The 25,565-nt window shown below is 71.3% G+C and carries 21 protein-coding genes; 16 read left to right on the top strand and 5 right to left on the bottom strand.

Annotation, left to right across the window (positions count from 1 at the left end; genetic code table 11):
* Nucleotides 1–269: 269 nt before the first annotated feature.
* The 7 genes from ACFVTC_RS08925 (at nucleotide 270) to ACFVTC_RS08955 (ending at nucleotide 11,088) form a co-directional block, all read left to right on the top strand.
* A complete protein-coding gene (locus ACFVTC_RS08925) occupies nucleotides 270–1,724 on the top strand; it encodes a hypothetical protein (RefSeq protein ID WP_390125522.1) in 1,455 nt (484 codons plus the stop codon).
* Between the two features lie 14 nt (nucleotides 1,725–1,738).
* Nucleotides 1,739–2,755 (top strand): glutamate ABC transporter substrate-binding protein, encoded by a 1,017-nt coding sequence (locus ACFVTC_RS08930; RefSeq protein ID WP_390125524.1) that lies wholly within the window; start codon nucleotides 1,739–1,741, stop codon nucleotides 2,753–2,755.
* A 114-nt stretch (nucleotides 2,756–2,869) separates the two neighbouring features.
* Nucleotides 2,870–4,195: a hypothetical protein gene (locus tag ACFVTC_RS08935; protein WP_390125527.1), complete on the top strand. Its 1,326-nt coding sequence runs from the start codon at nucleotides 2,870–2,872 to the stop codon at nucleotides 4,193–4,195.
* A gap of 19 nt (nucleotides 4,196–4,214) precedes the next feature.
* On the top strand, nucleotides 4,215–6,785 hold the full coding sequence (locus tag ACFVTC_RS08940) for a tetratricopeptide repeat protein (RefSeq protein WP_390125530.1): 2,571 nt from the start codon (nucleotides 4,215–4,217) through the stop codon (nucleotides 6,783–6,785).
* The gene (locus tag ACFVTC_RS08945; RefSeq protein WP_390125532.1) at nucleotides 6,786–8,255 is read left to right on the top strand and encodes a protein phosphatase 2C domain-containing protein; all 1,470 of its coding nucleotides are present in this window, start codon (nucleotides 6,786–6,788) and stop codon (nucleotides 8,253–8,255) included.
* A 141-nt stretch (nucleotides 8,256–8,396) separates the two neighbouring features.
* Complete coding sequence (locus tag ACFVTC_RS08950; protein WP_390125535.1) at nucleotides 8,397–9,743, top strand: VWA domain-containing protein; 1,347 nt, start codon at nucleotides 8,397–8,399, stop codon at nucleotides 9,741–9,743.
* Between the two features lie 73 nt (nucleotides 9,744–9,816).
* Nucleotides 9,817–11,088, top strand: coding sequence for an FHA domain-containing protein (locus ACFVTC_RS08955; protein ID WP_390125538.1), 1,272 nt, complete (start codon nucleotides 9,817–9,819; stop codon nucleotides 11,086–11,088).
* A 131-nt stretch (nucleotides 11,089–11,219) separates the two neighbouring features.
* Here ACFVTC_RS08955 and ACFVTC_RS08960 read toward each other — a convergent pair whose 3' ends face one another.
* On the bottom strand, nucleotides 11,220–12,203 hold the full coding sequence (locus ACFVTC_RS08960) for a methyltransferase domain-containing protein (protein WP_390125541.1): 984 nt from the start codon (nucleotides 12,201–12,203) through the stop codon (nucleotides 11,220–11,222).
* Nucleotides 12,204–12,358: 155 nt separating this feature from the next.
* Between ACFVTC_RS08960 and ACFVTC_RS08965 the strand changes: the two genes are divergently transcribed.
* A complete protein-coding gene (locus ACFVTC_RS08965) occupies nucleotides 12,359–12,772 on the top strand; it encodes a globin (RefSeq protein ID WP_266699241.1) in 414 nt (137 codons plus the stop codon).
* Nucleotides 12,773–12,838: 66 nt separating this feature from the next.
* On the opposite strand, the gene ACFVTC_RS08970 is transcribed toward ACFVTC_RS08965, so the two are convergent.
* Genes ACFVTC_RS08970 through ettA form a run of 3 tightly spaced genes read right to left on the bottom strand, consistent with a single transcriptional unit; the run spans nucleotide 12,839 to nucleotide 15,602 of the window.
* A complete protein-coding gene (locus ACFVTC_RS08970) occupies nucleotides 12,839–13,528 on the bottom strand; it encodes a hypothetical protein (protein ID WP_390125543.1) in 690 nt (229 codons plus the stop codon).
* A complete protein-coding gene (locus tag ACFVTC_RS08975) occupies nucleotides 13,525–13,935 on the bottom strand; it encodes a thioesterase family protein (protein WP_266699243.1) in 411 nt (136 codons plus the stop codon). Before ACFVTC_RS08975 ends, ACFVTC_RS08970 begins: the two co-directional genes overlap by 4 nt.
* Nucleotides 13,936–13,937: 2 nt before the next feature.
* Nucleotides 13,938–15,602: an energy-dependent translational throttle protein EttA gene (gene ettA, locus ACFVTC_RS08980; protein ID WP_390125545.1), complete on the bottom strand. Its 1,665-nt coding sequence runs from the start codon at nucleotides 15,600–15,602 to the stop codon at nucleotides 13,938–13,940.
* A gap of 540 nt (nucleotides 15,603–16,142) precedes the next feature.
* Here ettA and ACFVTC_RS08985 point away from each other — a divergent pair.
* The 7 genes from ACFVTC_RS08985 (at nucleotide 16,143) to ACFVTC_RS09015 (ending at nucleotide 24,622) form a co-directional block, all read left to right on the top strand.
* Nucleotides 16,143–16,790, top strand: a complete 648-nt coding sequence (locus ACFVTC_RS08985) for a cysteine hydrolase (RefSeq protein ID WP_390125547.1) — start codon at nucleotides 16,143–16,145, stop codon at nucleotides 16,788–16,790.
* A 209-nt stretch (nucleotides 16,791–16,999) separates the two neighbouring features.
* A complete protein-coding gene (locus ACFVTC_RS08990) occupies nucleotides 17,000–17,356 on the top strand; it encodes a DUF1622 domain-containing protein (protein WP_390125549.1) in 357 nt (118 codons plus the stop codon).
* A 257-nt stretch (nucleotides 17,357–17,613) separates the two neighbouring features.
* Nucleotides 17,614–18,111 carry a hypothetical protein gene (locus ACFVTC_RS08995; protein WP_390125551.1) on the top strand — a complete coding sequence of 166 codons (498 nt, stop codon included), beginning with the start codon at nucleotides 17,614–17,616 and terminating at the stop codon, nucleotides 18,109–18,111.
* A 185-nt stretch (nucleotides 18,112–18,296) separates the two neighbouring features.
* Nucleotides 18,297–18,605: a DUF1876 domain-containing protein gene (locus tag ACFVTC_RS09000; protein ID WP_248001930.1), complete on the top strand. Its 309-nt coding sequence runs from the start codon at nucleotides 18,297–18,299 to the stop codon at nucleotides 18,603–18,605.
* A gap of 380 nt (nucleotides 18,606–18,985) precedes the next feature.
* Nucleotides 18,986–19,975: a nucleoside hydrolase gene (locus ACFVTC_RS09005; RefSeq protein ID WP_390125553.1), complete on the top strand. Its 990-nt coding sequence runs from the start codon at nucleotides 18,986–18,988 to the stop codon at nucleotides 19,973–19,975.
* A 103-nt stretch (nucleotides 19,976–20,078) separates the two neighbouring features.
* A complete protein-coding gene (locus tag ACFVTC_RS09010) occupies nucleotides 20,079–20,483 on the top strand; it encodes a hypothetical protein (RefSeq protein WP_390125555.1) in 405 nt (134 codons plus the stop codon).
* Between the two features lie 425 nt (nucleotides 20,484–20,908).
* Nucleotides 20,909–24,622, top strand: a complete 3,714-nt coding sequence (locus ACFVTC_RS09015) for a S8 family serine peptidase (RefSeq protein ID WP_390125558.1) — start codon at nucleotides 20,909–20,911, stop codon at nucleotides 24,620–24,622.
* A gap of 345 nt (nucleotides 24,623–24,967) precedes the next feature.
* Here the strand turns inward: ACFVTC_RS09015 and ACFVTC_RS09020 are convergent, their stop codons facing one another.
* Nucleotides 24,968–25,168, bottom strand: coding sequence for a hypothetical protein (locus tag ACFVTC_RS09020; protein WP_390125560.1), 201 nt, complete (start codon nucleotides 25,166–25,168; stop codon nucleotides 24,968–24,970).
* Between the two features lie 106 nt (nucleotides 25,169–25,274).
* Here ACFVTC_RS09020 and ACFVTC_RS09025 point away from each other — a divergent pair, with 106 nt between their 5' ends.
* Nucleotides 25,275–25,553, top strand: coding sequence for a hypothetical protein (locus ACFVTC_RS09025; protein ID WP_390125562.1), 279 nt, complete (start codon nucleotides 25,275–25,277; stop codon nucleotides 25,551–25,553).
* Nucleotides 25,554–25,565: the final 12 nt, after the last annotated feature.

Consider the following 25,565-nt stretch of genomic DNA (forward strand, 5'->3'; position numbering starts at 1 on the left):
GGGGTCCAGGGGGCGGCAGCCCCCTGGCGGGGGTCTGGGGGCGGAGCCCCCAGGTGCGGCCACCAGCGGCAAGGGAACCGAACCGATACCGAACGCGTATTCATGGTCAGGGGGATACCGCGACGGGCCGACGTCGTAATCCGAACAAGATCCAGTCAAGGCCTGTGCGGATACCGGCCCCGGCGGCGATACTTGCGGCCGTGCACCTCCCCTCGCGCTCCCGCGCGCGCGGGGGACGGTGACCGACGGATGACCATGGGGGAGGTCAAGTGACACACCCGCCGCAAGGCAGCACGGCACCACCACGGCCCACGGCCGGGGCCCCGGCGCCGGCCGTCCCGCCGCAGTCCGGCTCCCCCGTACCGCCGGGGAGACCGCCCGTGACGGGCCCGGACGCGATGCCCGCGCGCCGCACGGCCTGGGCCGAGGGCGTCGACCGGCTGCGTGCCGCGGCGACGACGGAGCCGGGCAGGCTCCGTATCATCGGCGCCGTACTCGCCCTGCTGGTCGTCGCGTTCGGTGCGGTCACGGCCTGGCAGACGACGGAGCGTTCGGCGGCCGCGGACGACGTGCTGCACAGCAGTCAGCCGCTGAGCGCCGGCGCGGCGGACATCTACCGCTCCCTCGCGGACGCCAACACCGCGGCCTCCAGCGGCTTCCTGGCGGGTGGCCAGGAGACGGCGGCCTCCCGCGACCGGTACGAGAAGGACATCCGGACGGCGGCCCAGGGCCTGATCACCGCCGCCGCCAGTTCCGACCCCGGTTCCCCCTCCGCGCACACCATCACGAGGCTCAACCAGCTGCTGCCCGAGTACAAGGGCCTGGTCGAGCGGGCCCGTGCCAACAACCGCCTGGGTTACCCCCTGGGCGGCGCCTATCTGCGGTACGCGAACGAGAAGATGCAGGGGGAGATGCTCCCGGCCGCCAAGGACCTCTACGAACGGGAGAACACGCGGCTGAACGCCGACTACGCGGACGCCGAACCGTACCCGTGGACGGCCATCGGTCTCGGCGTGCTGGTGCTGGCGGGACTCGCCTGGGCCCAGCACCGCCACTACCGCCACACGAACCGGGTCCTGAACCAGGGCATGGTCGCCGCGACCACCGCCTCGACGGTCGTCCTGCTCTGGCTCGTGGTCGGCCACACGGTGGCCCGCGCCGAGCTGAACGCCTCGTACGACCACGGCGTCCGTTCGCTGAACGTGCTGCACGACGCCCGGATCGCCTCACTGAACGCCCGGGGCAACGAGAACCTGACGCTGGTCAGCCGTGGCGCGGAGACCAAGAAGGTGTCCGCCACCGAGGTCGTGGACCGGTACGACTACGACTTCCAGCAGGACATGAAGACCCTCACCCGGGGCCTGGCCCTGGCGGCGGACCTCGCCGACGACAAGGCGGGCGAGACGCCCGTGACCGCGGCGACGGGCAACATGAAGGTCTGGAAGGCCCGTCACCTGGACGCCCGCAAGGCCGACGACGACGGCAACTACCAGGGCGCGCTGGACAAGGTCATAGGCGCCAAGGGCGCGACGGGCGAGTGCTTCGACGGCGTCGACACCAACCTGGCGCTGGCGCTGACGCACGAGGAGAGCGAGTTCAAGCGGGCGGCGGCCGACGGCCTGGGCGCGATGACCGGCCTGCCGGCCGGCGCGGCGGCCCTCGCGGTGCTGGCCGCCGCGGGCGCGCTGCTGGGCATCGGGCGCAGGCTTTCGGAGTACCGGTGAAAGGGGGATCGGCGATGACCGCACGGCGCCTGAGGGCGAGTCTGAAGGGCTGGGGCGGCGTGGGAGCGATGGCCGTCGCCCTGGCCGTCACCGCGGTCTTCGCCCTGCTGCTGCCACTGGGCAGCGCCCGCGGGGAGGGCGGTGCGGGCATCGGCGGCCAGGGGGTGGGCCGGGGCACCCAGGCGAAGGCCGACTCGTGCACCGACGCCACCGCGCAGGAACAGAGCCCCGCCCCGTCCGGTGACGAGAGCGGCGGCACGATCACGGCCATCAAGGAGCGCGGCTATCTGTCGGTCGGCGTCGACCAGAACAGCTACCGCTGGGGCTACCGCGATCCGAACAGCACGAAGAAGAGCAGTGACCTGGAGGGCTTCGACATCGATCTCGCGCACGAGATCGCCAAGGAGATCCTCGGCAGCCCGGCCGCGGTCAGGTTCCACGCCATCCCCACCAACCAGCGCGTCCCGGCGATCCAGAACGGCCAGGTCGACATGGTGGTCCGCACCATGACGATCACCTGTGCCCGGCTGAAGGACGTCGCGTTCTCCGCCCCCTACTTCGTGACCGGCCAGCAGGTTCTGGCCCCGAAGGCGTCGGACATCGGGGGCTACGACGAGTCGCTGGCGAAGCACCGGATCTGCACGGCGTCGGGGTCCACCGCCCACGACAAGCTGGCCGCCGACCAGAAGGCGGGCAGGCTCGCGTCCTCCGCCGACATCTCCACCACGGTGCCCAACCAACTCGACTGCCTGGTAAGGCTGCAGCTCGGCCAGGTCGACGCCGTGGTGACCGACGGCGCGCTCGCGGCGAGCCAGGCCGCGCAGGACCCGACGGTCGAGCTGAAGGGCAGCACCTTCACCACCGAGTACTACGGCGTGGCGATGAAGCGGGGCGCGGAGGATCTGGTACGCCGGGTCAACCAAGTGCTGGTCGACTACGTCAAGAGCGGTGGCTGGCAGACCTCGTACGACAAGTGGCTGTCCCCCACCCTGGGCGCGGACTCGCCGTCGTCGAAGCCACCCACGACGTGACACCGGCGGACACCTCGAGGCAGGCCGCAGGGGCGACCGAGCTGATACGACTGGAGAGTTACCCCGGCGCACCGGACGGGCGCACGGGACACGACCGAGAGCGAGAGGTGATCGATGGGCGTCACGGGACCCCCCGGGCCGGTGATGGACCGGGACGAGGTGGACCGTGCGCTGGCGCGGCTCGGCGCGGAGCACGAGGCCATCGAGACCTCGCTCCTCGCCCTGCAGGACCACGCGGGCCGCAGACTCCTCGAAGGCGCCGAGCTCACGGGCACGACCAAGGAGCGCTGGACGACCGCGGACGCGTCGATCACGCTGCTGTGGGCGTACTTCGACGCGTACACGGACGCGCTGCGCTCCGCCCGCGACATCCGTTCGCGGCGGCGCTGGTCGAGCCGTGAGGACCTGGTCGAGCTGACCGAGCTGCTGCGCGGCGCGAGCGTCACGATCGCCGGTTCGGCCACCGCGACGGCGAACGCCCCGACGCTGTCCGGAGCGGGCCGGCTCAGCGAGCAGTTCTCGCTGGCCGCCCTGGTCGAGCGGATGAACGGGTTGTACGCGTCGTCGCTCGACATGGTCGTGACCGCGGACGCCGTCTGGTCCGCGCTGCCCGCCCGGATCGATTTACTGGCCGCGGAGCTCCAGCGCACCCGGCAGCTCGCGCACTCCGTGGGCGTACGCCCCGGCGAGCACCCGTCGGGCGACGATCTGGAACGGATCACCCGGACGCTGACCACCCTGCGCGAACGCGTCGTCTCCGACCCGCTGGCCTACTGGGTGCCCGCGCAGGGCAGTTCGGCGCCCGGCGGCGGCCGCCCGGACACGACGACGTACGACCGCGAGGCGCGCGCCCTGGAGGACGTGCGCCGGGAGATCGACGCGGTGCTCACCGTCCGGCAGGACGCGGAGGCCCGGCTGGTGCGGCTGCGCGACCTGCTCAGCCGTGCCGACCGCACCCTCGCGGAGGCGCGAAGCGCCCGCGGTGAGGTGCTGGCGAAGATCGCCGCGTCCGAGGTGCCCGCCGTCAGCGGCCCGCCGACGGCGCTGCAGGAGCAGTTGGCGACGGCCGCGGAGTACCGCAGACACGCTCAGTGGCACCGCCTCTCGCCCCTGCTGGAGGCCCTGGAGGAGAAGGCCGAGGACGAACTGCTGCGGGCCCGCGAGTCGTTGACGGCGGTCACCGCTCCGCTGGCGATCCGCGCGGAACTGCGCGGCCGCCTCGACGCATACAAGGCGAAGGTGGCACGGCACGGCCTCGCGGAGGATCCGTTCCTCGTCGAGCGCTACGACGCGGCGCGGCGCATGCTGTGGAGCGCGCCCTGCGATCTGCGGGTCGCGGAGGACGCGGTGCTGCGCTATCAGCACGCGGCGGCCGATCTGCTGAGCCCGCGGGTGCCGGAGCAGGGCGGGCCCACCGACCGGAGAGGGCCCCAGGCGTGAGCGTTGAAGGTGATGCGGGATGAGTGAACAGCCCGAGGGCGAGGAGCGGCGCACCTGCCAGCGACCCGGTTGCCCGGGGTCGTACGAGGACATGGGCGACGGCGAGCTGTACTGCGACACGTGCGGTCTGGCACCGGTCGTCCCGGCGACCGGCATGGTGGGCTCGCCCCCGACCGGGATCACGGCCGGCGGGCGGGGTTCGCGCGGGTCCGGCAGCCGCAGCGCCCGCTCCGGTTCACCGGCCAGCTCCCGTACGTCGTCACGCTCCTCGCAGTCCCGGCGTTCGGTCTCCGGCCGGCTGTCGCGCTCGGTGTCGGGCACCTCGACCGGCCGCTCGGTGTCGGTGCGCAGCTCCGGTTCGACCACCGGCTCCAGCGGACGCGGCCGGCTCGGCGCCGGTCTCGTGCAGGTCCCGGACGTGCCGCGGCCGGACCCGCGCGCGATGGTCCTGGAGAACCCGGAGGTGCCCGAACGCAAGCGGTTCTGCTCGCGCTCCGACTGCGGTGCGCCGGTGGGGCGTTCGCGGGGCGAGCGGACCGGCCGCACCGAAGGGTTCTGCACCAAGTGCGGTCACCCGTACTCGTTCGTGCCCAAGCTTCAGGCGGCCGACATCGTGCACGGCCAGTACGAGGTGGCGGGCTGTCTCGCGCACGGCGGCCTCGGCTGGGTCTACCTCGCCGTCGACCGCGCGGTCTCCGACCGGTGGGTGGTCCTCAAGGGCCTGCTGGACACGGGCGACCAGGACGCGATGGAGGCGGCGATCTCCGAGCGGCGCTTCCTCGCGGAGATCGAGCACTCCAACATCGTGCGGATCTACAACTTCGTCGAGCACCTGGACCAGCGGACCGGGTCGCTGGACGGGTACATCGTGATGGAGTACGTCGGCGGCAAGTCCCTCAAGGAGATCGCCAACGGACGGCGGACGGCGGACGGGAAGCGTGATCCGCTGCCGGTGGAGCAGGCCTGCGCGTACGGGATCGAGGCCCTGGAGGCGCTCGGGCATCTGCACAGCCGCAACCTGCTGTACTGCGACTTCAAGGTCGACAACGCGATCCAGACCGAGGACCAGCTCAAGCTGATCGACATGGGCGCGGTGCGCAGGATGGACGACGAGGAGTCGGCCATCTACGGCACGGTGGGCTACCAGGCGCCGGAGGTGGCCGAGGTCGGCCCGTCGGTCGCCTCCGACCTGTACACCGTCGCGCGCACGCTCGCCGTGCTCACCTTCGACTTCCAGGGGTACACGAACGTCTTCGTGGACTCCCTGCCCGACCCGGACACCATCGAGGTCTTCCGCCAGTACGAGTCGTTCTACCGGCTGCTGGTCCGCGCCACCGATCCCGACCCGGCCCGCCGGTTCGCCTCGGCGCAGGAGATGGCGGAGCAGCTGACGGGGGTGCTCAGGGAGGTCGTGTCCCTCCAGACGGGGCTCGCCCGCCCGGCCCTGTCCACGCTGTTCGGGCCGGAGCTCAAGCTCACGGACACGGAGCTGTTCGGGAAGCTGGACGGGGACGTGTCGCGGCTGGGGGCGCGGCTGGTGCCGGTGAGACGGAGAAAGGGCGTCCCGGCACCGCGGGCCGGCACACCGGGCGCCGACGGTACGCCCTCGCTCCTGACGGCTCCGGCCCCCGCTCCGGCGACCCTGGTCAAGCCGCTGAACACCGCCGCCACGGCCCTCGCGCTGCCGGTCCCCCTGGTCGACCCGGGCGACCCCAACGCGGGCTTCCTCGCGGGCCTGATGGCGTCCGCGCCCGCCGAGCTGATCACCGCGCTGCAGGCGGCTCCCACCCATTCCCTGGAGCTGCGTCTGCGTGAACTGCGGGCCCGGCTGGAGAGGGGCGAGCCGACCGGTGCGGCCGAGGCGCTGGAAGCCCTGGAGGCGGACCACCCGGACGACTGGCGGGTGGTCTGGTACCGGGGCGTCGCGGCGCTGGCGACCGGGGAGCACGAGATCGCGGCGCTGTCCTTCGACGCGATCTACGACGCCTTCCCCGGCGAGCCCGCGCCGAAGCTGGCCCTCGGCCTGTGCGCGGAGGTACTGGGGCAACTGGACAACGCCGCCGAGTACTACCGCCTGGTGTGGACGACCGACCCCAGTCATGTCAGCTCGGCGTTCGGCCTGGCCCGCGTCCAGCTCGCGGCGGGCGACCGCCGTGGCTCCGTACGCACGCTGGAGTCCGTACCGGAGTCGTCGATCCACTACACGGCGGCGCGGGTCGCGGCCGTACGGGCGCGGCTGCGGCAGCGGCTCGCCGAGGAGGCCGCGGCGGCGCCGTTCCTGGACGATCTGACCGCCGCCGCGGGCCAGGTCGAGGCGCTGGACGGATACGGTCTGGACGCCGTGCGACGCGAGCAGTTGTCGACGGAAGTCCTCGGCTGCGCCCTGGACTGGGTACTCTCCGGTAGCCAGGGTTCCGCCCCGCACTCCGGTGGCGGACGGGTGCTGCTCGGCAGTGAGCTGGACGAGCGCGGTCTCCGCTTCGGTCTGGAGCGCTCGTACCGCACGCTGGCCCGGCTCGCGCGGGGCGGCGAGGAGAGGATCGACCTGGTGGAACGTGCCAACCGTTACCGCCCCCGGACGTGGGTGTGATTGATGTCCCAGATGCCCCAGCCGACGGCCCTTTCGCGGTGCCCCAGTTGTGAGGAGCCCCTGGAGGCGGGTGACCGCTTCTGCGGTGCGTGCGGGTTCGACCTGTCCGCGGTGCCCGCACCGCCCGAGGACCACCCCACGATCACCATGAACGGCACGCCGGCGCGTCCGCCGTCGGCCGTCGCCTCCGTGGACTGGCCCGTCGCGCCCGAGCCGACGAGCTCCGGCACGCCCGTGCACCGGGCGGCCGACATCCAGGGAACCGACTCGGGCGGCTCGGAACTCCCCCACGAACACGGGCACGCGCACGGACAGCCGGGATCCGCGGACCCACAGCCCCCGGCGCCGGGCATCCGGCCCGCCGGCGCGCAACCGGCCGCTGCTCAGCCCGCCGGCGCGCAGCCGCCCGGTACTCAGCCCTCCGGTGTGCGCTTCGACCGGCCCCCGGAGCCCGACGAGTATCCGCTGGCGCCCCCGGCGGGCGCCCCGGCCGAAGCCCCCGCCGGGCCCCTTGCCGATCCGCGGACCGCGGACCTCGGCACGCCCCCCGCGGGCACCAAACTGTGCGTCGCGTGCCGTTCGGGCCATGTCGACAGCGACGGCTACTGCGAGAACTGCGGCCACGCCCAGCCGCGCGAACGCGACCACATGGAACAGGAGTTGACCGCGGTCGCGGCGGTCAGCGACCGCGGTCTGCGCCACCACCGCAACGAGGACGCCTTCGCGATCTCCTCGACCGCGCTGCCCGACGGCTCCCCCGCCGTCGTCGCGATCGTCTGCGACGGCGTCTCCTCGGCGACCCGCCCCGACGAGGCCTCGCTCGCCGCGTCCCGCACGGCCGCCGAGGCGCTCCTCGCGGCGCTGCCCCTGGGCACCCACCCGCAGCAGGCCATGCACGAGGCGATCGTCGCCGCCGCGGAGGCCGTCAACTCCCTGGCCGAGGCGCCCCCCGCCCAGGACGAGCACGCCCCGCACCAGAACGCGCCCGCCTGCACCCTGGTCGGCGCCGTCGTCACCCCCGCCCTGCTGGTCGTCGGCTGGGTCGGGGACAGCCGCGCCTACTGGGTCCCCGTCGACCGTAGTTCGCCCCCGGCCCGGCTCACCGAGGACGACTCCTGGGCCGCGCAGATGGTCGCCGCCGGCCTGATGAGCGAGGCGCAGGCGTACGCCGACGAGCGCGCCCACGCCATCACGGGCTGGCTCGGCGCCGACGCGTACGAACTGGAGCCGCACACCGCGTCCTTCAAGCCGGACCGGCCCGGTGTGGTCGTGGTGTGCACCGACGGACTGTGGAACTACGCCGAGGCGGCGGAGGAGATGGCCGAGGTCGTCCCGCTCGACGCCGCCGAACGGCCACTGCACAGCGCCCAGGTGATGGTCGGCCACGCCCTGGACGGCGGGGGCCACGACAACGTAACAGTGGCCGTCGTGCCGTTCCCCGCGCCGTCGCAGGGGGCAGGATCGGCCTGAGGCCGCGAAGACACGCGGGCGTCGACGCCGACGGCGGCGTCGACGACTCCGACGGGGTCGGCCTCGGACCGGAGGGGACCGGTCCGCGGACAGTCATCACCTCCGTCAACCACCGGAGGCCTTGAGGGGGACGAAGAAGGCATGGCCAATTTCTCGAAGTCGAACGTGCCACAGTTCTCGGTCGACGTGTACCAGAACGAGTACCTGCCCGAGAACGGCCGAGAGGTCAACGCGATCGTCACGGTGAGCGCCACCGGCGGCGGCACCGTGGGGAGCGCGGTCGGCGCGCCCCACCTGTACACCGCGGGGCAGAGCCCGGACGCGGCCGTGGCGATCATGGTCGACTGCTCGGGCTCGATGGACTACCCGCCGACCAAGATGCGCAACGCCCGGGACGCGACGGCCGCCGCGATCGACACCCTGCGCGACGGTGTGCACTTCGCGGTCATCGGCGGCACCCACGTCGCCAAGGAGGTCTACCCGGGCTCCGGACGGCTCGCGGTGGCGAGCGCGGCCACCCGCGAGCAGGCCAGGCAGTCGCTGCGCAGGCTGACCGCGGGCGGTGGTACGGCGATCGGCACCTGGCTGCGCCTCGCCGACCGGCTGCTGTCCTCGGCGGAGGTGTCGATCAGGCACGGCATCCTGCTCACCGACGGCCGCAACGAACACGAGGCACCGGAGGATCTGAAGGCCGCGCTGGACTCCTGCGCCGGACGGTTCACCTGTGACGCGCGTGGAGTGGGCACCGACTGGGAGGTCAAGGAGGTCACGGGGATCGCCTCGGCGCTGCTCGGCACCGCCGACATCGTCGCCGACCCCGCCGCCCTGTCGGCCGACTTCACGCACATGATGGAGACGGCGATGGGCAAGGAGGTCGCGGACGTCTCGCTGCGGCTGTGGACGCCCGTCGGTACGGCGATCAAGTTCGTCAAGCAAGTCGCGCCCACCGTCGCGGAACTGACCGGCCGTCGCACCGAGGCGGGCCCCCGCGCCGGCGACTACCCCACGGGTTCCTGGGGCGACGAGTCCCGCGACTACCACGTGTGCGTCGAGGTCCCGCTGGCCGGGGTCGGCCAGGAGATGCTGGCCGCCAGGGTCTCACTGGTGATCCCGCAGGGCGACGGGAGCGTGCAGAACCTCGGCGCGCAGGGTCTCGTACGGGCGGTGTGGACCGACGACATGGTGGCCTCGACGAGGATCAACTCACAGGTCGCGCACTACACAGGTCAGGCGGAACTGGCACAAGTCATCCAACAGGGTCTCGATCTTCGCAAATCGGGAGATGTCGACGGCGCAACGGCCAAGCTGGGCCGTGCCGTTCAGCTCGCGAATGTGTCCGGCAACGCCGATACTGCGAAACTGCTTGCGAAGGTGGTGGACGTGGTCGACGCCGCGGCAGGTACTGTCAGATTGAAGGCAAAGGTCGAAGAGGCCGACGAAATGACGCTCGAGACACGGTCCACAAAGACTGTTCGTGTAAAGAAGTAGCGAGCCCGGCTCCCGTGGGGAGCCGGAGAAATCCGGTCATAGCGACCGGAAGAGGAGAGGGGGAAGCGCCGACATGCCGACCTGCCCGAACGGACACCAGTCGGGTTCCGACGACTGGTGCGAGGTCTGCGGTCACCGCATGGCCGGTGCCGTGCCTCCGCCCCCGCCACCGCCCGCCGGATACGGCTATCCGGCGCAGGGTTCGCCGCCCGGTCCCGGCGGACGCCCGCACCTCTCCGCCGTGCCCGGTGCCGAGCCGGAGCTCTGCCCGCAGTGCCGCACGCCCCGTGAGGGCGGTGCGCCGTTCTGCGAGGAGTGCCGGTGGAACTTCCTGACGAACACGGCGACCTCGTACACCCCGGCGGCGCCGCGTCCGCAGGCGCCCGCGCCCGGACTGCCCAATCCGGCGCTGCGGTTCCAGCAGTCCGGCCCGGGGCAGCCCGGCGGCCCGGGACAGCCCGGCGGTCCTGGCGGTCCCGCCGGTGGCCCCGGTCATGACGCGTTCGACTACCAGAGCTCGCGGCCCTCGCAGATGAACCGACCTGCGGAACCGATTCCGCCATACGGGGGTGACCCCTCCGGTTTCCGCGGCGATCCGTCGCGCCAGGGCGGCCCTCCCGGCCCCTCCGGCGGTCCCGGCCGTCACGGCGGCTTCGGTGCCGACCCCTCGCGTCAGGGCCCGCCTCCCGGGCCCACGTCCGGCGGTCCCGGCGCCCCGCAGGCCTTCACGCAGCAGCCGGCCGCGCCCGCGTTCCCGCAGCAGGGGCAGCAGGGGCCCGGCGGTCCGTCCTTCGGCGGCGGTGACGACGACTGGGTGATCTCCCCGCCGGCCGGTGGCCAGGGCGGTCCCGGCCCCGGTCAGGGCGGCGGCTACGGCTACCCGCAGCCGGGCGCGACCCAGGCCCCTCCCGGTGTCGGCTACCAGCAGCAGCGGCAGCCGTTGTCCTGGACCGTGACGATCGGCCCCGACCGCGAGTACTTCATGGCGATGATGCAGCGCTCCGGCCCCGAGGCCGCGGGCCTGAACCTGCCCGCGTACTCCCCGGAGCAGCAGCGCCCGCTCACCGGCAACCAGCTGACGATCGGCCGCCGCAGACACTCCACGGGCGACACCCCCGACATCGACCTCGCGGTGCCCCCGGAGGACCCGGGGGTCTCGCACCAGCACGCGGTCCTGGTCCAGCAGCCGGACGGCAGCTGGGCGGTCGTCGACCAGAACTCGACGAACGGCACCACGGTCAACGGCGGCGAGGAGCCCATCCAGCCCTTCGTCCCCGTTCCCCTCCAGGACGGCGACCGGGTGCACGTCGGCGCCTGGACGACGATCACCATCAGGCTCGGCTGAGCGGCGCGTCCCGTACGCGTGCGGGGGTTCTCCTCCCGTACGCGTACTTCGTCGTTCCCCGTGCCCGTACGAGGGCGCTCCGGAGCGCCTGCCGGGGCCTCTCCCCTGCCCGTGCCGCGGTTTCCGGCGCTCTACGGCAGCGGCCAGGCGTGCGGCCCCTCAGGGTCGTCCAGCCACGCCCACGCGTCCGCGCCGCTGACCGTGATCCCGTACCGCTCGCGCACCGGCCGCCGCTCTCGCTCCCACAGCGTGAACGCCTCGTAGGGATCGAGGCTGCCCACCGTGAGCGTCAGCAGGAACCGGAACAGTTCGTCGCCGCGGGCCCGGCGCGGGAGCCCGCCCAGGTGCTGCGGCTCCGGGTCGTCGGGGCGGGTGTCGCCGCGCAGGGGGACGAAATAGGCGGGCGTGTGCAGGAAGCGCCCCTCGGCGTACCCGGCGTCCCGGACCCGCAGCGCGATCAGGCCGGTGGCCAGCGGTGTGAGAATGACCGCACCCGGACGGCACTGCGCCAGCCAGGGGCGCGGGATCGAGGTCAGCGTGCAGGTCGCGATGATCCGGTCGAACGGGGCCCGCTCGGGAACCCCGCGGGTGCCGTCGCCGGTGACGACGGTGGGATGCCTGCCCACGGCGTCCAGGTGCTGCCGTGCGGACTCGGTGATCTCCGGGTCGAGGTCGACCGTGGTCACCAGGCCGTCACCGAGACGGTGGGCGAGCAGCGCCGCGTTGTAGCCGGTCCCGGCGCCGATCTCCAGTACGGCGTCCCCGTCCCGTATCTCCAGCGCGGTCAGCATCATCGCCATCAGCGACGGCTGGCTGCTGGAGGACAGCAGCTCGGCGTCCCGGACCCTGGTGGCCAGCGCGGTGTCCGCGTAGGCGCCGCGCAGCCAGCGCTCCCGCTGTCCGGGGTCGGGGTCCTCGCACCACACCCTCTCGAAGCCGTCCGAGGCGCCGACGTAGTAGTAGGGCACGAAGAGGTGGCGCGGCACCTCCTGGAAGGCTTCCCGCCAGACCGGGTCGGCGTCCCAGGCCCCGCTGGCCTCGATCACGCGTACCAGCGCGGCCCGCGCCGAGGTGGCGAGGTCGTCCAGATCCTTGTCGAGTGTGTGCGCGCCCATACCTCCACTGTGCTGCCGGGAGGGCCGGGAGGCGAGTGCCGGCCCGGCTGATCGGGGGTCCGCGGACCTGGCGGGCGCCGGGTGCGGACCGCTCCGGTGCCTCGGGCCATGGAGTGGTCCTAAGCCTTGAGTCCTCGGTCGCCGGGTCTGAGACCATGGGAGACGTGAATGAGATTCGGCGCGGCACGCTTCAGGAGCAGACCTTCTACGAGCAGGTCGGCGGCGAGGAGACCTTCCGGCGCCTCGTCCACCGTTTCTACGAGGGCGTCGCCGAGGACCCGCTGCTGAAGCCCATGTACCCCGAGGAGGACCTGGGCCCTGCCGAGGAGCGCCTCACGCTGTTCCTGATCCAGTACTGGGGCGGCCCGACGACCTACGGGGAGAACCGCGGCCACCCCCGGCTGCGGATGCGGCACGCCCCGTTCGCCGTCGACCAGGCGGCACACGACGCCTGGCTCAAGCACATGCGCGTGGCCGTCGACGAGCTCGGTCTCTCCGAGGAGCACGAGCACACGCTGTGGAACTACCTGACGTACGCGGCGGCTTCGATGGTGAACACGGCCGGTTGAGGAGGGCGGGCGGCGCCGGTCGCGCCCCGGGGGGCGACGAAGGATCCGGTCGTACGGGCGGCCGGCTCAGCGGACGCTGACGTCCAGCGCTCCGAGTCCCGCCCGGCGGACGGCGATCGACCCGTAGGGCGTGCGCAGCCGCAGCCACGCCCCGGACGAGTACAGGCCCAACGGGGTCTCCCCAGGGGCGAGTCGGCCGGCCGCACGGAGGAATCCCAGCGACTGTGCCGCGTGCGCCGCCCGTACCGGAAGGCCACTGTCACCGATCGGGCGGGACCAGATCTCCCGCCCGATCGCGTCGAGTTCGGCGCGGGTACGCCGCTCGGGCGCCAACTCCTCGGTACGGGACCGGAATTCGGCGACCGCGGCGCCGACCGACGCACGCACGGCGTCCGTCGCGGGCAGCCCCGGCTCCTGCCGCCAGCCGCCGCGGGGCGGCAGCACGCCCGCCCACGGCGGACCGGTGACGGCCGCGGGAACGGTGACCGTGGCCGCCGGCTCCTCGACGGACTCCAGGAGTTCACCGGCGGAGACGGTCACGTCGAGCATGACGTCGAGCCCGTTCTCGTACGGCTTGGCGAGCCGCACCGTGCGGATCGCGAGGACCTCGAACGCCGGCGGGCGCCCGAAGACCGCGAGCGCGGTGCCGGACGCCTGGAGGCGCACGGCGGCCGCGCGGTCGTAGTGGATCAGCCGGGCGAGGAAGGCGGCGAGGTCCGCCGCCTCCCCTTCGTCGGCGAGGTACAAGGCGGTCATGCAGCGACGGCCTCGTCCACGTCGTCCCGGTACTCCTCCAGGAACTCGCGCTCCTGCGCCGTGATCCGGCGCGGACGCTGCTGCGCGAAGTCGAACGGCACGATCACCGTCGAGGCCGTGACGTAGATCTGGTCCGGGTCCTTGACCTCGTAGGCGATCGTGAACGACGCCGCTCGTATCTGCGTCACCCACAGCTCGATGTCCACCGGCGTGTGCCGGTGGACCAGCTGCCGCTTGTAGTCGATCTCATGGCGCGCCACCACGGATCCCTGCTGGAAGTCCTTCTCCGGGCGGAACAGGAAGTCGATACGGGCTTCCTCCAGGTACCGGAGGAAGACCACGTTGTTCACGTGGCCGTACGCGTCCATGTCCGCCCAGCGCAGCGGGCAGCGGTAGATGTGCCGCAAGATCAGCCCCGGGTCAGCTTCTTGTAGGTGGCGCGGTGCGGGCGCGCGGCGTCGGCACCGAGCCGCTCGACCTTGTTCTTCTCGTACGACTCGAAGTTGCCCTCGAACCAGTACCACTTCGACTCACCCTCGTACGCGAGGATGTGCGTCGCGACCCGGTCCAGGAACCAGCGGTCGTGGGAGATGACCACGGCCGCGCCGGGGAACTCCAGCAGCGCGTTCTCGAGCGACGACAGGGTCTCCACGTCGAGGTCGTTGGTGGGCTCGTCGAGGAGCAGCAGGTTGCCGCCCTCCTTGAGGGTCAGCGCCAGGTTCAGCCGGTTGCGCTCACCACCGGAGAGGACGCCCGCGGGCTTCTGCTGGTCCGGGCCCTTGAAGCCGAAGGCGGACACGTAGGCCCGCGACGGCATCTCGACCTGACCGACGTTGATGTAGTCGAGCTCGTCGGAGACGACGGCCCACAGCGTCTTCTTGGGGTCGATGTTGGCGCGGCTCTGGTCGACGTAACTGATCTTGACCGTCTCGCCGACCTTGATCGCGCCGGTGTCCGGCGTCTCCAGGCCCTGGATCATCTTGAACAGCGTGGTCTTGCCCGCGCCGTTCGGGCCGATGACGCCCACGATGCCGTTGCGCGGCAGGGTGAAGGACAGGTCGTCGATGAGGACCTTGTCGCCGAACGCCTTGGAAAGGTTCTGGACCTCGACGACGATGGAGCCCAGCCGCGGGCCCGGCGGGATCTGGATCTCCTCGAAGTCCAGCTTCCGCATCTTGTCGGCCTCGGCCGCCATCTCCTCGTAACGGGCGAGGCGGGCCTTGGACTTGGTCTGACGGCCCTTGGCGTTGGACCGGACCCACTCCAGCTCTTCCTTGAGCCGCTTCGCGCGCTTCTCGTCCTTGCGGCCCTCGACCTTGAGGCGGGATGCCTTCTTGTCGAGGTACGTGGAGTAGTTGCCCTCGTAGGGAATCGCGCGGCCACGGTCCAGCTCGAGGATCCACTCGGCGACGTTGTTCAGGAAGTACCGGTCGTGAGTGACGGCGACGACGGCGCCCGCGTACTTCGTGAGGTGCTGCTCCAGCCAGTTCACCGACTCGGCGTCGAGGTGGTTGGTGGGCTCGTCGAGGAGGAGCAGGTCCGGGGCCTCGATCAGCAGCTTGCAGAGCGCCACGCGGCGCTTCTCGCCACCGGAGAGGTTGGTGACCGGCCAGTCGCCGGGCGGGCAACCGAGCGCGTCCATGGCCTGCTCGAGCTGCGCGTCGAGGTCCCAGGCGTTGGAGTGGTCCAGGTCGTCCTGGAGCTTCCCCATCTCCTCCATGAGCGCGTCCGAGTAGTCGGTCGCCATCAGCTCGGCGACCTCGTTGAAGCGGCTGAGCTTGCCCATCAGCTCGGCCGCACCGTCCTGGACGTTCTCCAGAACCGTCTTGGACTCGTCGAGCTCCGGCTCCTGCATGAGGATGCCGACGCTGAAGCCGGGAGACAGGAACGCGTCACCGTTGGAGGGCTGCTCGATGCCCGCCATGATCTTGAGAACGGTGGACTTACCGGCACCGTTCGGCCCGACCACACCGATCTTCGCACCCGGGAGGAAGCTCAAGGTGACGTCGTCGAGAATCACCTTGTCGCCGTGCGCCTTGCGCGTCTTGCGCATGGTGTAAATGAACTCAGCCAAGAGAAACCGTCCGGACGCTTGAAATCGGCAGTGGGCAGATACACCCCATCTTGCCTGACGGCCACCCCTCGACGGAAACGCGTTCCGGCCGGGGGCCGTGACCTGGCCGTTCACCCGGCTGCCCTGACAGCCGGCCCGTCACGGACCGTCGCCGCCCGTCACTGTCGAGCGACCTCGCGCGGCCCGGGGGCGGCCCAGAGCGCTCTGGAGCGCTCATCCGGGCCGGTCCCACTCGTCCTGCCCGATCTTCACCCGGCAGTCGTGGTCCGCGTGCCGGACGACCCCGCCCACGACCGCGGCGCCCGAGGCGGGCAGCTCCAGGGCATGCGGCACGCGGCATCCGTACAGGTGCGCGGAGCACCTGTCAGGCGACCCGTGATCGAACTCGCACAGTGGCGCCAGCAATGCAGAACGCCCCCTGATGGGTCACAGTGGAACGGAGGGCCGAATTACCGGGGCAGAGCTCCTCAGGGCACACGGACATCCGCTGTACCGAATACCCACCACGCCAGTGGTTCGATATCGCGTGAGGAGCGTCAGGTGGAAATCAGGAATACCGACACGGCGGTTGTGTTCATTGACCCACAGAACGACGTGCTGAGCGAGAGCGGAGCGAACTGGGACGTGGTGGGAGCGAGCGTCACGGAGAACAGGACCGTCGAGAACATGGAGCGGATCTTCGAGGCGGCGAAGACGGGCGGATACGAGGTCTTCATCTCGCCTCATTACTTCTACCCGACCGACAACGGATGGAAAATGAACGGGCCGCTCGAGACGAGCGAGCTCGATACCCATACGTTCGCACGGACGGGACAGCTCGATCTGACTGGGTTCCAAGACTCCGGGGCGGACTGGCTGGACCGCTTCAAGCCCTATATCGAAGACGGCAGAACAGTGGTCGCCAGCCCCCACAAGGTATTCGGACCGGAAACGAACGACTTGGTACTGCAACTACGCAAGCGCGGAATGCAAAGAATTGTTCTTGGCGGAATGCTGGCGAACATGTGCGTCGAGTCCCACATGCGTCACCTCATCGAGGAGGGATTCGAGGTCGCCGTGGTGAGGGACGCGACAGCCGGACCCCGGCACCCGGCCTGGGGAGACGGCTATCAGGCGGCGATCATCAATTACCGGTTCTTCGCCCATGAGTTGCTGTCGACCGACGAGGTACTCGATCGAATGCGCTGAGGAAACCACAGCCGGGAAACAGCGCTCGCGCCCGTCCGACAGTTACGCTTTCGACAGGGATCGTCGACGATCACCGCTCCACGGTTCGGGAAGTGCCGTGGAAACGCGTCCAGCGCGACTGTGGCCGGCGCTCGGAACGACATGTCGGTGGCAACAGAAGGCCGCGGACCGGAAACAAGCGGATTCGGTTGGGCGCGATAGGGGACACCGTGGAGTTCCAACACATCGTGGAGCTGGTCGGTCGGGTCGTCGACGGTTTCGGCGTGGCCATCACGGTCGTGGGAACGCTCGTGGCGACCGTTCTCGCGGCCGTCCGGCTCAGTCGCCGACAGGCGGGTGTGTACCTCGCCTATCGCCGTCGCGTCGGGCGGTCGATCCTGCTGGGGCTGGAATTCCTCGTAGCCGGCGACATCATCCGTACAGTCGCCGTCGCGCCGAGTTACGCGAGCGTCGGAGTGCTGGCCCTGATCGTGGGCATCCGCACCTTCCTCAGCTTTTCTCTCGAGCTCGAGATCACCGGGCGGTGGCCGTGGCAGAAGCCGGTGGCCGGAGACGACCCCGCGTAGCCTCCCGATGTCCGCGAACGGGCCGGCGGCGCGGAATGGCAGCGGCCGGAGTCTCTTGCGATCCTGGTCCGGTGGCACGTGATCCTGGAAAGGTGGCACACCGCACCTCCGCGCACGGCCCGGACCCGGGACGGGACCCCGGACGGGACCCCGGACGGGACTCCGGACCGGACCCCGGACCGGACTCCGGATCGGACTCCGGACGGGACTTGGGACCGGACTTGGGATCGGACTCCGGACGGGACTTGGGACCGGACTTGGGATCGGACTCCGGTCCCACGCCCGACACGGCCCGGACCGACTACACGGGTGCGATCTACGGGTCGCTCCTGGCCGCTTCGGTGGTGGCCGGGGCCGGTGCGCTCGGCCCGCATCCGCGCGGCGAGCTCGTGGCCCTCCTCCTCTGCACCGGTGTGGTGTTCTGGGGCGCGCACGCCTACGTCCGGTTCATCGGAAACCGATTGCGGCATCAGTCGGTGACCTGGCGCGAGATCCGCCAGGTGTGCGCCCGCGAGTGGCCGATCGTCCAGGCGGCGTTCCTTCCCGCCGTCGCCGTGTCGATCAGTCCGCTCCTGGGGCTCGGGGTCGAAGGCGCGGGATGGCTCGCTCTGGGCGTCGCCGTGACCCAGCAGGTCGGCTGGGCCACGGCCATGGTCATCCGGGCCGGCGCGTCACGCGGCGCGGTGGCGTCCGTCGCCGCCGTCAACCTCGTCCTCGGGTTGATCATCGTGGCCGCCAAGGTCGCGCTCCACTGAGTCCCCCTGCTTCTGGGTCCCCCTGCTTCCCGGGCTTCCGCTTGCCGCGGCGCGCGACTTTGCGCGCACACGCGATCGCCGAGCGTTCATATCCCGCCCACCCCGTGCGGAGCCGGGCGAAGAAGCACACTCTGGAAGGAGGGCTGGGGTAGCAGGGGCTGGGGTCGGCCCCGGAGGTGATCACGATGACGCAGACGACAGACATGAAGCCCACTCGACCGCAGGCGCGGACCGCCGTCGGCTGGCACGTCGAGATGGAGTTCGAGGAGGACGAGCACCGCACGCGTGCCGCCGCCCTCCTACGGCTCGCCGACGGGAACGAGGTGCGGGCGCACGGGTACGCCAGTCGCCATCCCAGCGACTCGAACCAGCCGAGGGTCGGCGAGGAGGTCGCGGGAGCGCGGGCGCTCAACGAACTGGCGATGAAGCTGCTGACCAAGGCGCACGGCGAGATCGACGAGGTGTCGGGCAGAACCTCGCATCCGCTGCGGTGACGCCGCGACTGGAGTGACGTTCAGGCAGAGCCGGGCTCACCCTCGGCGTGCCGTATCTCGGCGTGCCGGTTCTGGGCGTGCCGCTTCCCCGCGTCCCGCTTCCCGGCGTGCCAGTTCTCGGCGTGCCGCTTCTCGGTGTGCGTGCCGCTTCCCGGCGTGCCAGCTCTGGGCGTGCCGCTTTCCCCGCGTGCCGATTCTCGGCGTGCCAGTTCTGGGCGTGCCGCTTCTCGGTGTGCTTGCCGCTTCCCGGCGTGCTCTTCCCGCAGGACACCCGGTGATACGAGTGATGCGCCGGTGGCGAGGCATGTACAGGGCGCCGGTCGTCGCGCCCGATCGCGACGGCCGGCGCCCGTCAGCGCCTCGCCCCGGAAGGGAACCGCATGCCCAAGAAGATCATCATCGACTGTGACCCCGGGCTGGACGACGCGATCGCCATCCTGCTCGCCGCCGGGAACCCGGATGTCGAGATCGTCGCCGTCACCACCGTCGCGGGCAACCACACCCTCGACAAGGTCACCCTCAACGCCCGTCAGGTCTGCACCCTGGCCGGCCTGCACGACGTACCCGTCGCACCGGGCGCCGACCGCCCCCTCGTCCGTGACCGGATCACCGCGGCCGAGATCCACGGCGAATCGGGCATGGACGGCCCTGCCTTCATCCCTCCGGCCATGGAGGCCGACCCCCGGCACGCCGTCGACCTCATCGTGGAGACCGTTCTCACCCACCCCGGCGAGATCACACTCGTCCCCACCGCACCCCTGACCAACATCGCGCTGGCGCTGCGCCGGGAGCCCCGGATCGCCACGCTGGTCGAGGAGGTCGTCCTCATGGGCGGGTCGTACACCCGCGGCAACGTCACGCCCGCGGCCGAGTTCAACATCCACGCCGATCCCGAAGCGGCCGCGATCGTCTTCTCGGCGGACTGGCCCGTGACCATGGTCGGCCTCGACCTGACCGCCCAGGCCACCGCCACCCCGGAGCTCCTGTCCCGCATCGGGGCCCTGGACACGCCGGTGTCCCGGTTCGTCGTCGATCTCCTGCACCACTACAACGCCACCGTCGGCAAGGTCCACGGCACGACGGCCACGATCCATGACGCGTGCGCCGTCGGCCGGGCCATCGACCCCACCCTGATGGAGGCCGTCGAGGCCCATGTCGAGGTCGAGCTGCGCGGCACGGCGACCTACGGGATGACGGTCACCGACTTCCGCGGCCACATCGGGCCGCCGAACACGTTCGTGGCCACCGAACTGCGCACCGAACGCCTCTGGGACCTGCTCGTCCGTTCGCTCGAGAACCTCGCGGCCACCGACCGGACCTCGACCCGGCCGGGGACGAGCGGCCCCAGCACCCAGGACCGGAGGGAATGACCTCCCGAGGGGACACGACAGGTCCGTCCATGGCTGACGTACTCGGGCGGAGCTGAGTACGTGCGCTCTGGTCGGTGCCGGAGCGAACGGAAAAACTTGGGGCATGCGTCAACGACCACTCAAACCCGTTCCCCAACTGGTGTCGATCCTCCTGCTTGCCGGGGTGTCGCTGGCGATGTGGGCCGCCTGGCTGGGCTGGGACCAGCATCGTGACGTGCACCCTGACGGCACGACGACCGGTCCGTACGAGGCGTGGCAGGTGATCGGGCTGGTGCTGACTCTGCCGGCACCGGTGTACTGGGCGGCATCCCGGCGCTACGTCGCCGGCGCCGTGCTCGGCACCACGGCCGGCCTCACCGTTGCCGCCTGCTACGACTGGTCGGACGACTCCAGCGGCCTCTACGGGGTCGGCGTCGGGTTGGTCATGGTGGGGAGCCTCGCCGCGACCGCCGTCGTCACCGCGATCGCCTCCGCGCGGCGACGGGGCGGGCGGCACCCGGGACACTGACGTCCGGGCACGGTCTGCCGCTGGTCACGCGGCGCGCCCGAGTGGAACGACGGCCGCGTCCCACAGCGGCGCCGTCGGGAACCCACCGGCCCGCGGGGCGACTTCGTAGGCCCCGGCTACGTCGGCCGGATGGCGGAGACGTCCGGGACGAGTCACTCGACCGGTGCAGCCCGCCCGCGAGGCCGCGGAGGTGAGCGCCCCGCCGCGCCGACCGGGATGCCCCGCAGGCCCGTCGCTCCGTCCCTCAACACGCCTGATCCATAAGGGGGCCCGCCGCCGCGCCTGCGCCGTGGCCGAGGCCCCGTCCGCTCGCGGCGCAACTGTGCCATGGCACAAGAGTGACGTGTGCGACCCCTTGAACGACGGCGGGGGCGGCCGGAGGATCCAGTGATCTTTCGCTCTTCGCCGCGTCTCAGGAGTCTTCCTTGCCCAAGGTTCCCATCCCCCGGCCCGGGCCGATCGCCCTCGCCGTGGCAGCCGCGCTGACACTCGGCGTCATACCGGCAACTGCCGCTGTGTCCGCGTACTCCGCCGGTGAGGTGTCGCACAACGACGCCGGACACCGAGCGCCCGGCACTGCCGGCACGCACACCGTCACCCTGATCACGGGTGACAAGGTCACCATCGGTACCGCCGCCGACGGCACCGCCGTGCGCTCCTTCCAGGCCGCGAGCGGAGCCACCACCGGCTTCCACCGCGCTGTCGTGGACGGCGCCACCTATGTCTACCCCGACGCCGCCCTGCCGTACGTGAGTGCCGGCAGACTCGACAAGCAGCTCTTCAACGTGACGCGGTTGATCACCGAGGGCTACGACGACGCGCACAGCTCCCGGCTGCCGCTGATCGTGCGCTACACCGGGGCCGCCGCCAAGGACCGCACCCGGACGAAGATGGCCGGCTCGACCGACGTCCGCCGCCTGGACAGCATCCAGGGCGCGGCCCTCGCGCAGAACCACAAGCAGGCACCGGAGTTCTGGTCCTCGCTCACCGGGGGTTCCGGCGCGGCGGCCCGGTCCGCGAAGCCGTCCTTCGCGGGCGGCGTCGCCAACGTGTGGCTCGACGGCAAGGTGAAGGCCGACCTGGCCGACTCCACCGCCCAGATCGGCGCGCAGAAGGTGTGGGCGGAGGGCGACACCGGCCAGGGCGTGAAGGTCGCGATGCTCGACAGCGGCGCGGACACCGAACACCCCGACCTGGTCGGGCAGGTGTCCGACAGCGCCAGCTTCGTGCCCGGCGAGGACGACATCGCCGACTACAACGGCCACGGCACGCACGTCGCCTCGACCATCGTCGGCACGGGCAGCGCCTCCGACGGCAAGGAGCGCGGTGTCGCCTCCGGCGCCCGGCTGGCCGTCGGCAAGGTGCTCAACTCCGAGGGCAGCGGCCAGGAATCCTGGATCATCGCGGGCATGGAGTGGGCCGCCCGCGACCAGAAGGCCAGGATCATCAGCATGAGCCTGGGCGGCGGCGGTGACAAGAACGACCCGATGAGCCAGGCCGTCGACGAACTCAGCCACGACACGGGCGCGTTGTTCGTGATCGCGGCGGGCAACGGCGGCCCGCACTCCATCAGCAGCCCCGGTACCGCGGACTCCGCGCTGACCGTCGGCGCCGTCGACTCCACCGACACGCTCGCCGACTTCTCCAGCCAGGGCCCGCGTGACGGCGACGGCGGGCTGAAGCCGGAGCTCACCGCGCCCGGCGTCGACATCGTCGCGGCGCGCTCGCACTACAAGCGCGGCTCCGGCTACTACACCACGATGAGCGGTACGTCGATGGCGACGCCGCACGTGGCCGGTGCCGCCGCGCTCCTCGCCTCCGAGCACCCCGACTGGACGGGCACCCAGCTCAAGGAGGCGCTGGTCAGCAGCGTCAAGGCGACCCCGGCGTACACCCCGTACCAGGCGGGCGCCGGCCGGCTCGACGCGCTGGCGGCCGTGCACACCACGGTCTTCGCCACCACGACCGCCTACTCCGGCTTCCACACGTGGCCCCCGACGCCGGGTCAGACCGACGTTCAGACGGTGACCTACACCAACGTCGGCGACGCCCCGGTCAACCTCGCCCTGGCGGTCGACGGCACGGTACCCGCGGGGTTGTTCAGCCTCTCCTCGGACCATGTCACCGTGCCCGCGCACGGCACCGCCACGGCGACGCTGACCGCGGATCTGGACAAGCTGGCCGGTGACCAGTCGGTCAGCGCCATGATCACCGGTACGGACGGCACCGGAGCCGTCCGCGCCCGGACCATGATCGGCGCCGCCCGAGAGGGCCGGCGGCAGAATCTGACGGTCGTCGCGAAGGACCGTGCGGGCAAGCCGCTGGCGGGCCGGGTCGTCCTCACCGCCGAGCACCTCTTCACGGTGATGGACCTCGACGCGTCCGGCACCGGCACGACGCGGCTGCCCGTCGGCAGCTACAGCGGCTGGCTCACCGGGGACGTGCAGGGCGCCGAAGGCCCGAGCTCGCTCGGCATGGTGCTGCTCGCCTTCAACGACGTGAAGCTGGACCAGGACCGCACCGTCACGCTGGACGGCCGCAAGGCGCGCCGGATCCTGGCGCGCGTGCCGCAGCAGACCACCGCCGTCGCGCCGCGCCTGGACGCCCACCGGTCCTTCACCGACAGCCTGGTGGAGACGTCGATGCTGCCCAACCCGTCGTACGACAGCGTCTGGGCGCTCCCGACCGGCAAGAAGGTCACCGACGGCGAGTTCGAGGCCGGCGCCCGCTTCCGCCTCGAGCAGCCGGCGCTGACCCTGAGCACGAAGTCGACGGCCTTCAACGACCCGCTGGTCAAGCGCGCGGCCACGCCGCTGCCCGCCGGCAGCCGGAACCTGACGGCGGTCTTCGCCGGCGGCGGCACGGCCCAGGAGCTCGCGCGGCAGAACGTGCGCGGCAAGGCCGTCGTGGTGCGGGGTGCCGGTACGGAAGGGATCCAGGCGCAGGCGGAGGCCGCCGCGGCGGCCGGTGCCCGACTGCTGCTCGTCGTCAACGACGGCGTCGGCCGCCTGGAGCCCTGGGACGAGAGCCCTTGGAGCCCGGCGAGCCCCGCCCCGGTGACGGTGGCGACGCTCACCGCCGACCAGGGCGCCGAACTGATCGGCTCGCTCCGCCACGGCGCGGTCTCGCTGAAGGTCACCTCGCACCCCACGACGGACTACGTCTACGACGTGGTGCACCACTGGACCGGCGCCGTCCCGGCGGACCCGACCTGGCGTGAGGAGCCCAAGGACCTCGGCCGGGTGAACGTCTCCTTCCGGAACTACCGGCAGGGCAAGGCGATGGAGTTCCGTCCGGACGTCTGGCGGGGCTGGGCCGTCGGCAACCAGCTCACGGCGCCCGCCCAGGGCGAGCGCACCGACTGGGTCACCGCCGGCACCACCTGGCTGGACGACGCCTTCATCCAGGGCGAGACCGGGCAGCACTCGATCGACCCGCTGCAGTACGCGGCGCGCAAGACCGGCAAGGTCAGCTGGTTCGGCCCGATCCAGCGGCCCCGCATGGGCCCGATGGGCTACCAGCCCGTGCGCTACCTCGACACGATGTACATCACCGCGCCCGGCTGGGGCGACTCGGGGTCCGGCCACGTCGGCGAGGCCGGCGCGAACTTCGACGTCAAGGACTGGATGTCGCTGTACCAGGGCGACCAGCAGCTCGACTGGGGCAACGCCGAGTATCTGCAGGTTCCCGGGCTCGGTGCGGGGCGCCTGCCCTACCGACTGGTCCTCGACAACGACCGTGCCGCCTGGACCGCCCCGTACTCGACGCACACGCTGACCGAGTGGAACTTCACCTCCGCGGTCACCGGCAGCGAGTCGGCGGTGTCACTGCCGCTGATCCAGCTCGACTACGGCGTGGACACCGACAAGTCCGGCCGGGCCGACCGGCACGCCGGGCTGACGGTGACCGCCTCGCACCTGCCGGGCACCACCGCCGCCATCGCGAAGCCGTCCGTCGAGGTCTCGTACGACGACGGCGCGACCTGGCAGCGGACCGACCTGAGCCGGTGCGGTGACGGATGGCGGACGAACCTGCGCGCCCCGCGGTCGGCCGGCTTCGCCACCCTCCGGGTCGGCGCCCGGGACAGCGCGGGCAACACCGTCTCCCAGACGATCACCCGGGCCTTCGGCCTGCGCTGACGTCACACCCCGGGAAGCCACCCGGGACAGCACCGCGTGGGCGGGACCGCAGCCGGCGGCCCCGCCCACGCGGCGTTCCCGTTGTTGGACACCACCGGACCCTCTCCGCGATCAGATGGAGCCGGTCCGGTTCTCCGCGTCGGGTCTCAAACATGCCTTGACCATCAAAAAGGCCCTCCCGGGGGGGGCTCTCAGCGGCGCCCCCGGCAGGACTCGAACCTGCGGCCAAGCGCTTAGAAGGCGTCTGGTGCGTCGAGCGGGGCACCGCCTCTGACCTGCGCCGCTCCCCCGTCCTGACTCCCACTCAGCCAGCCCTCGACACACATTCGACAGGGCCCGGCTTCACTACTGCCGCAGGTAGACCTCCTCTACGTCAACTCCCGCCTCGGGCTGCCTGGAGAAGCTCACATAGACGGGGTACTCGGGATAACCCACCTGCATGTTGGCGAACTGGTCCACATCGTGGTTGGCGAACCGGTGCAGATACTGGAGGAACAACTCCCACTCCGCCTTGGACAGTGGCTCGTCGTGCCGCTCATTGCGCATGCACGCACGATACGAGTCGAGGTCGACGGACGGCGTGTAGCCGTCCCTATGCAGGCCGCTCACCGATCCGCGGCGCGCTGTCGTAGGCCTCGGCTACGTTGCCCACATGACTGACAGAGATCCGCTCGTGCCGGCGCTGACCCGACTGCTCGTCGACATCGTGCGGTGGCTGGACGGCTGCGACGACGAGGAAGTGAACCCCGACTCCGCGGTGAAGATGATGGAGACCATTGGCTGGGCGTTGCTGCAGCTACCGTCCGATCAACGCGAACGATTCCGGCAAGTGATCGCGGACTTGGTCGAGGTGGAGCAGGACCCTGCGGTACGTGACTTCCTGAAGTCGTTCCCCTTCGATATCGGCATGGTCGAGGACGAGGAGAGTTGAGGGGCGCGGCTG

The sequence above is a fragment of the Streptomyces sp. NPDC057950 genome, assembly GCF_042887295.1.
GTDB classification, from domain to species: Bacteria; Actinomycetota; Actinomycetes; order Streptomycetales; family Streptomycetaceae; genus Streptomyces; species Streptomyces kaempferi.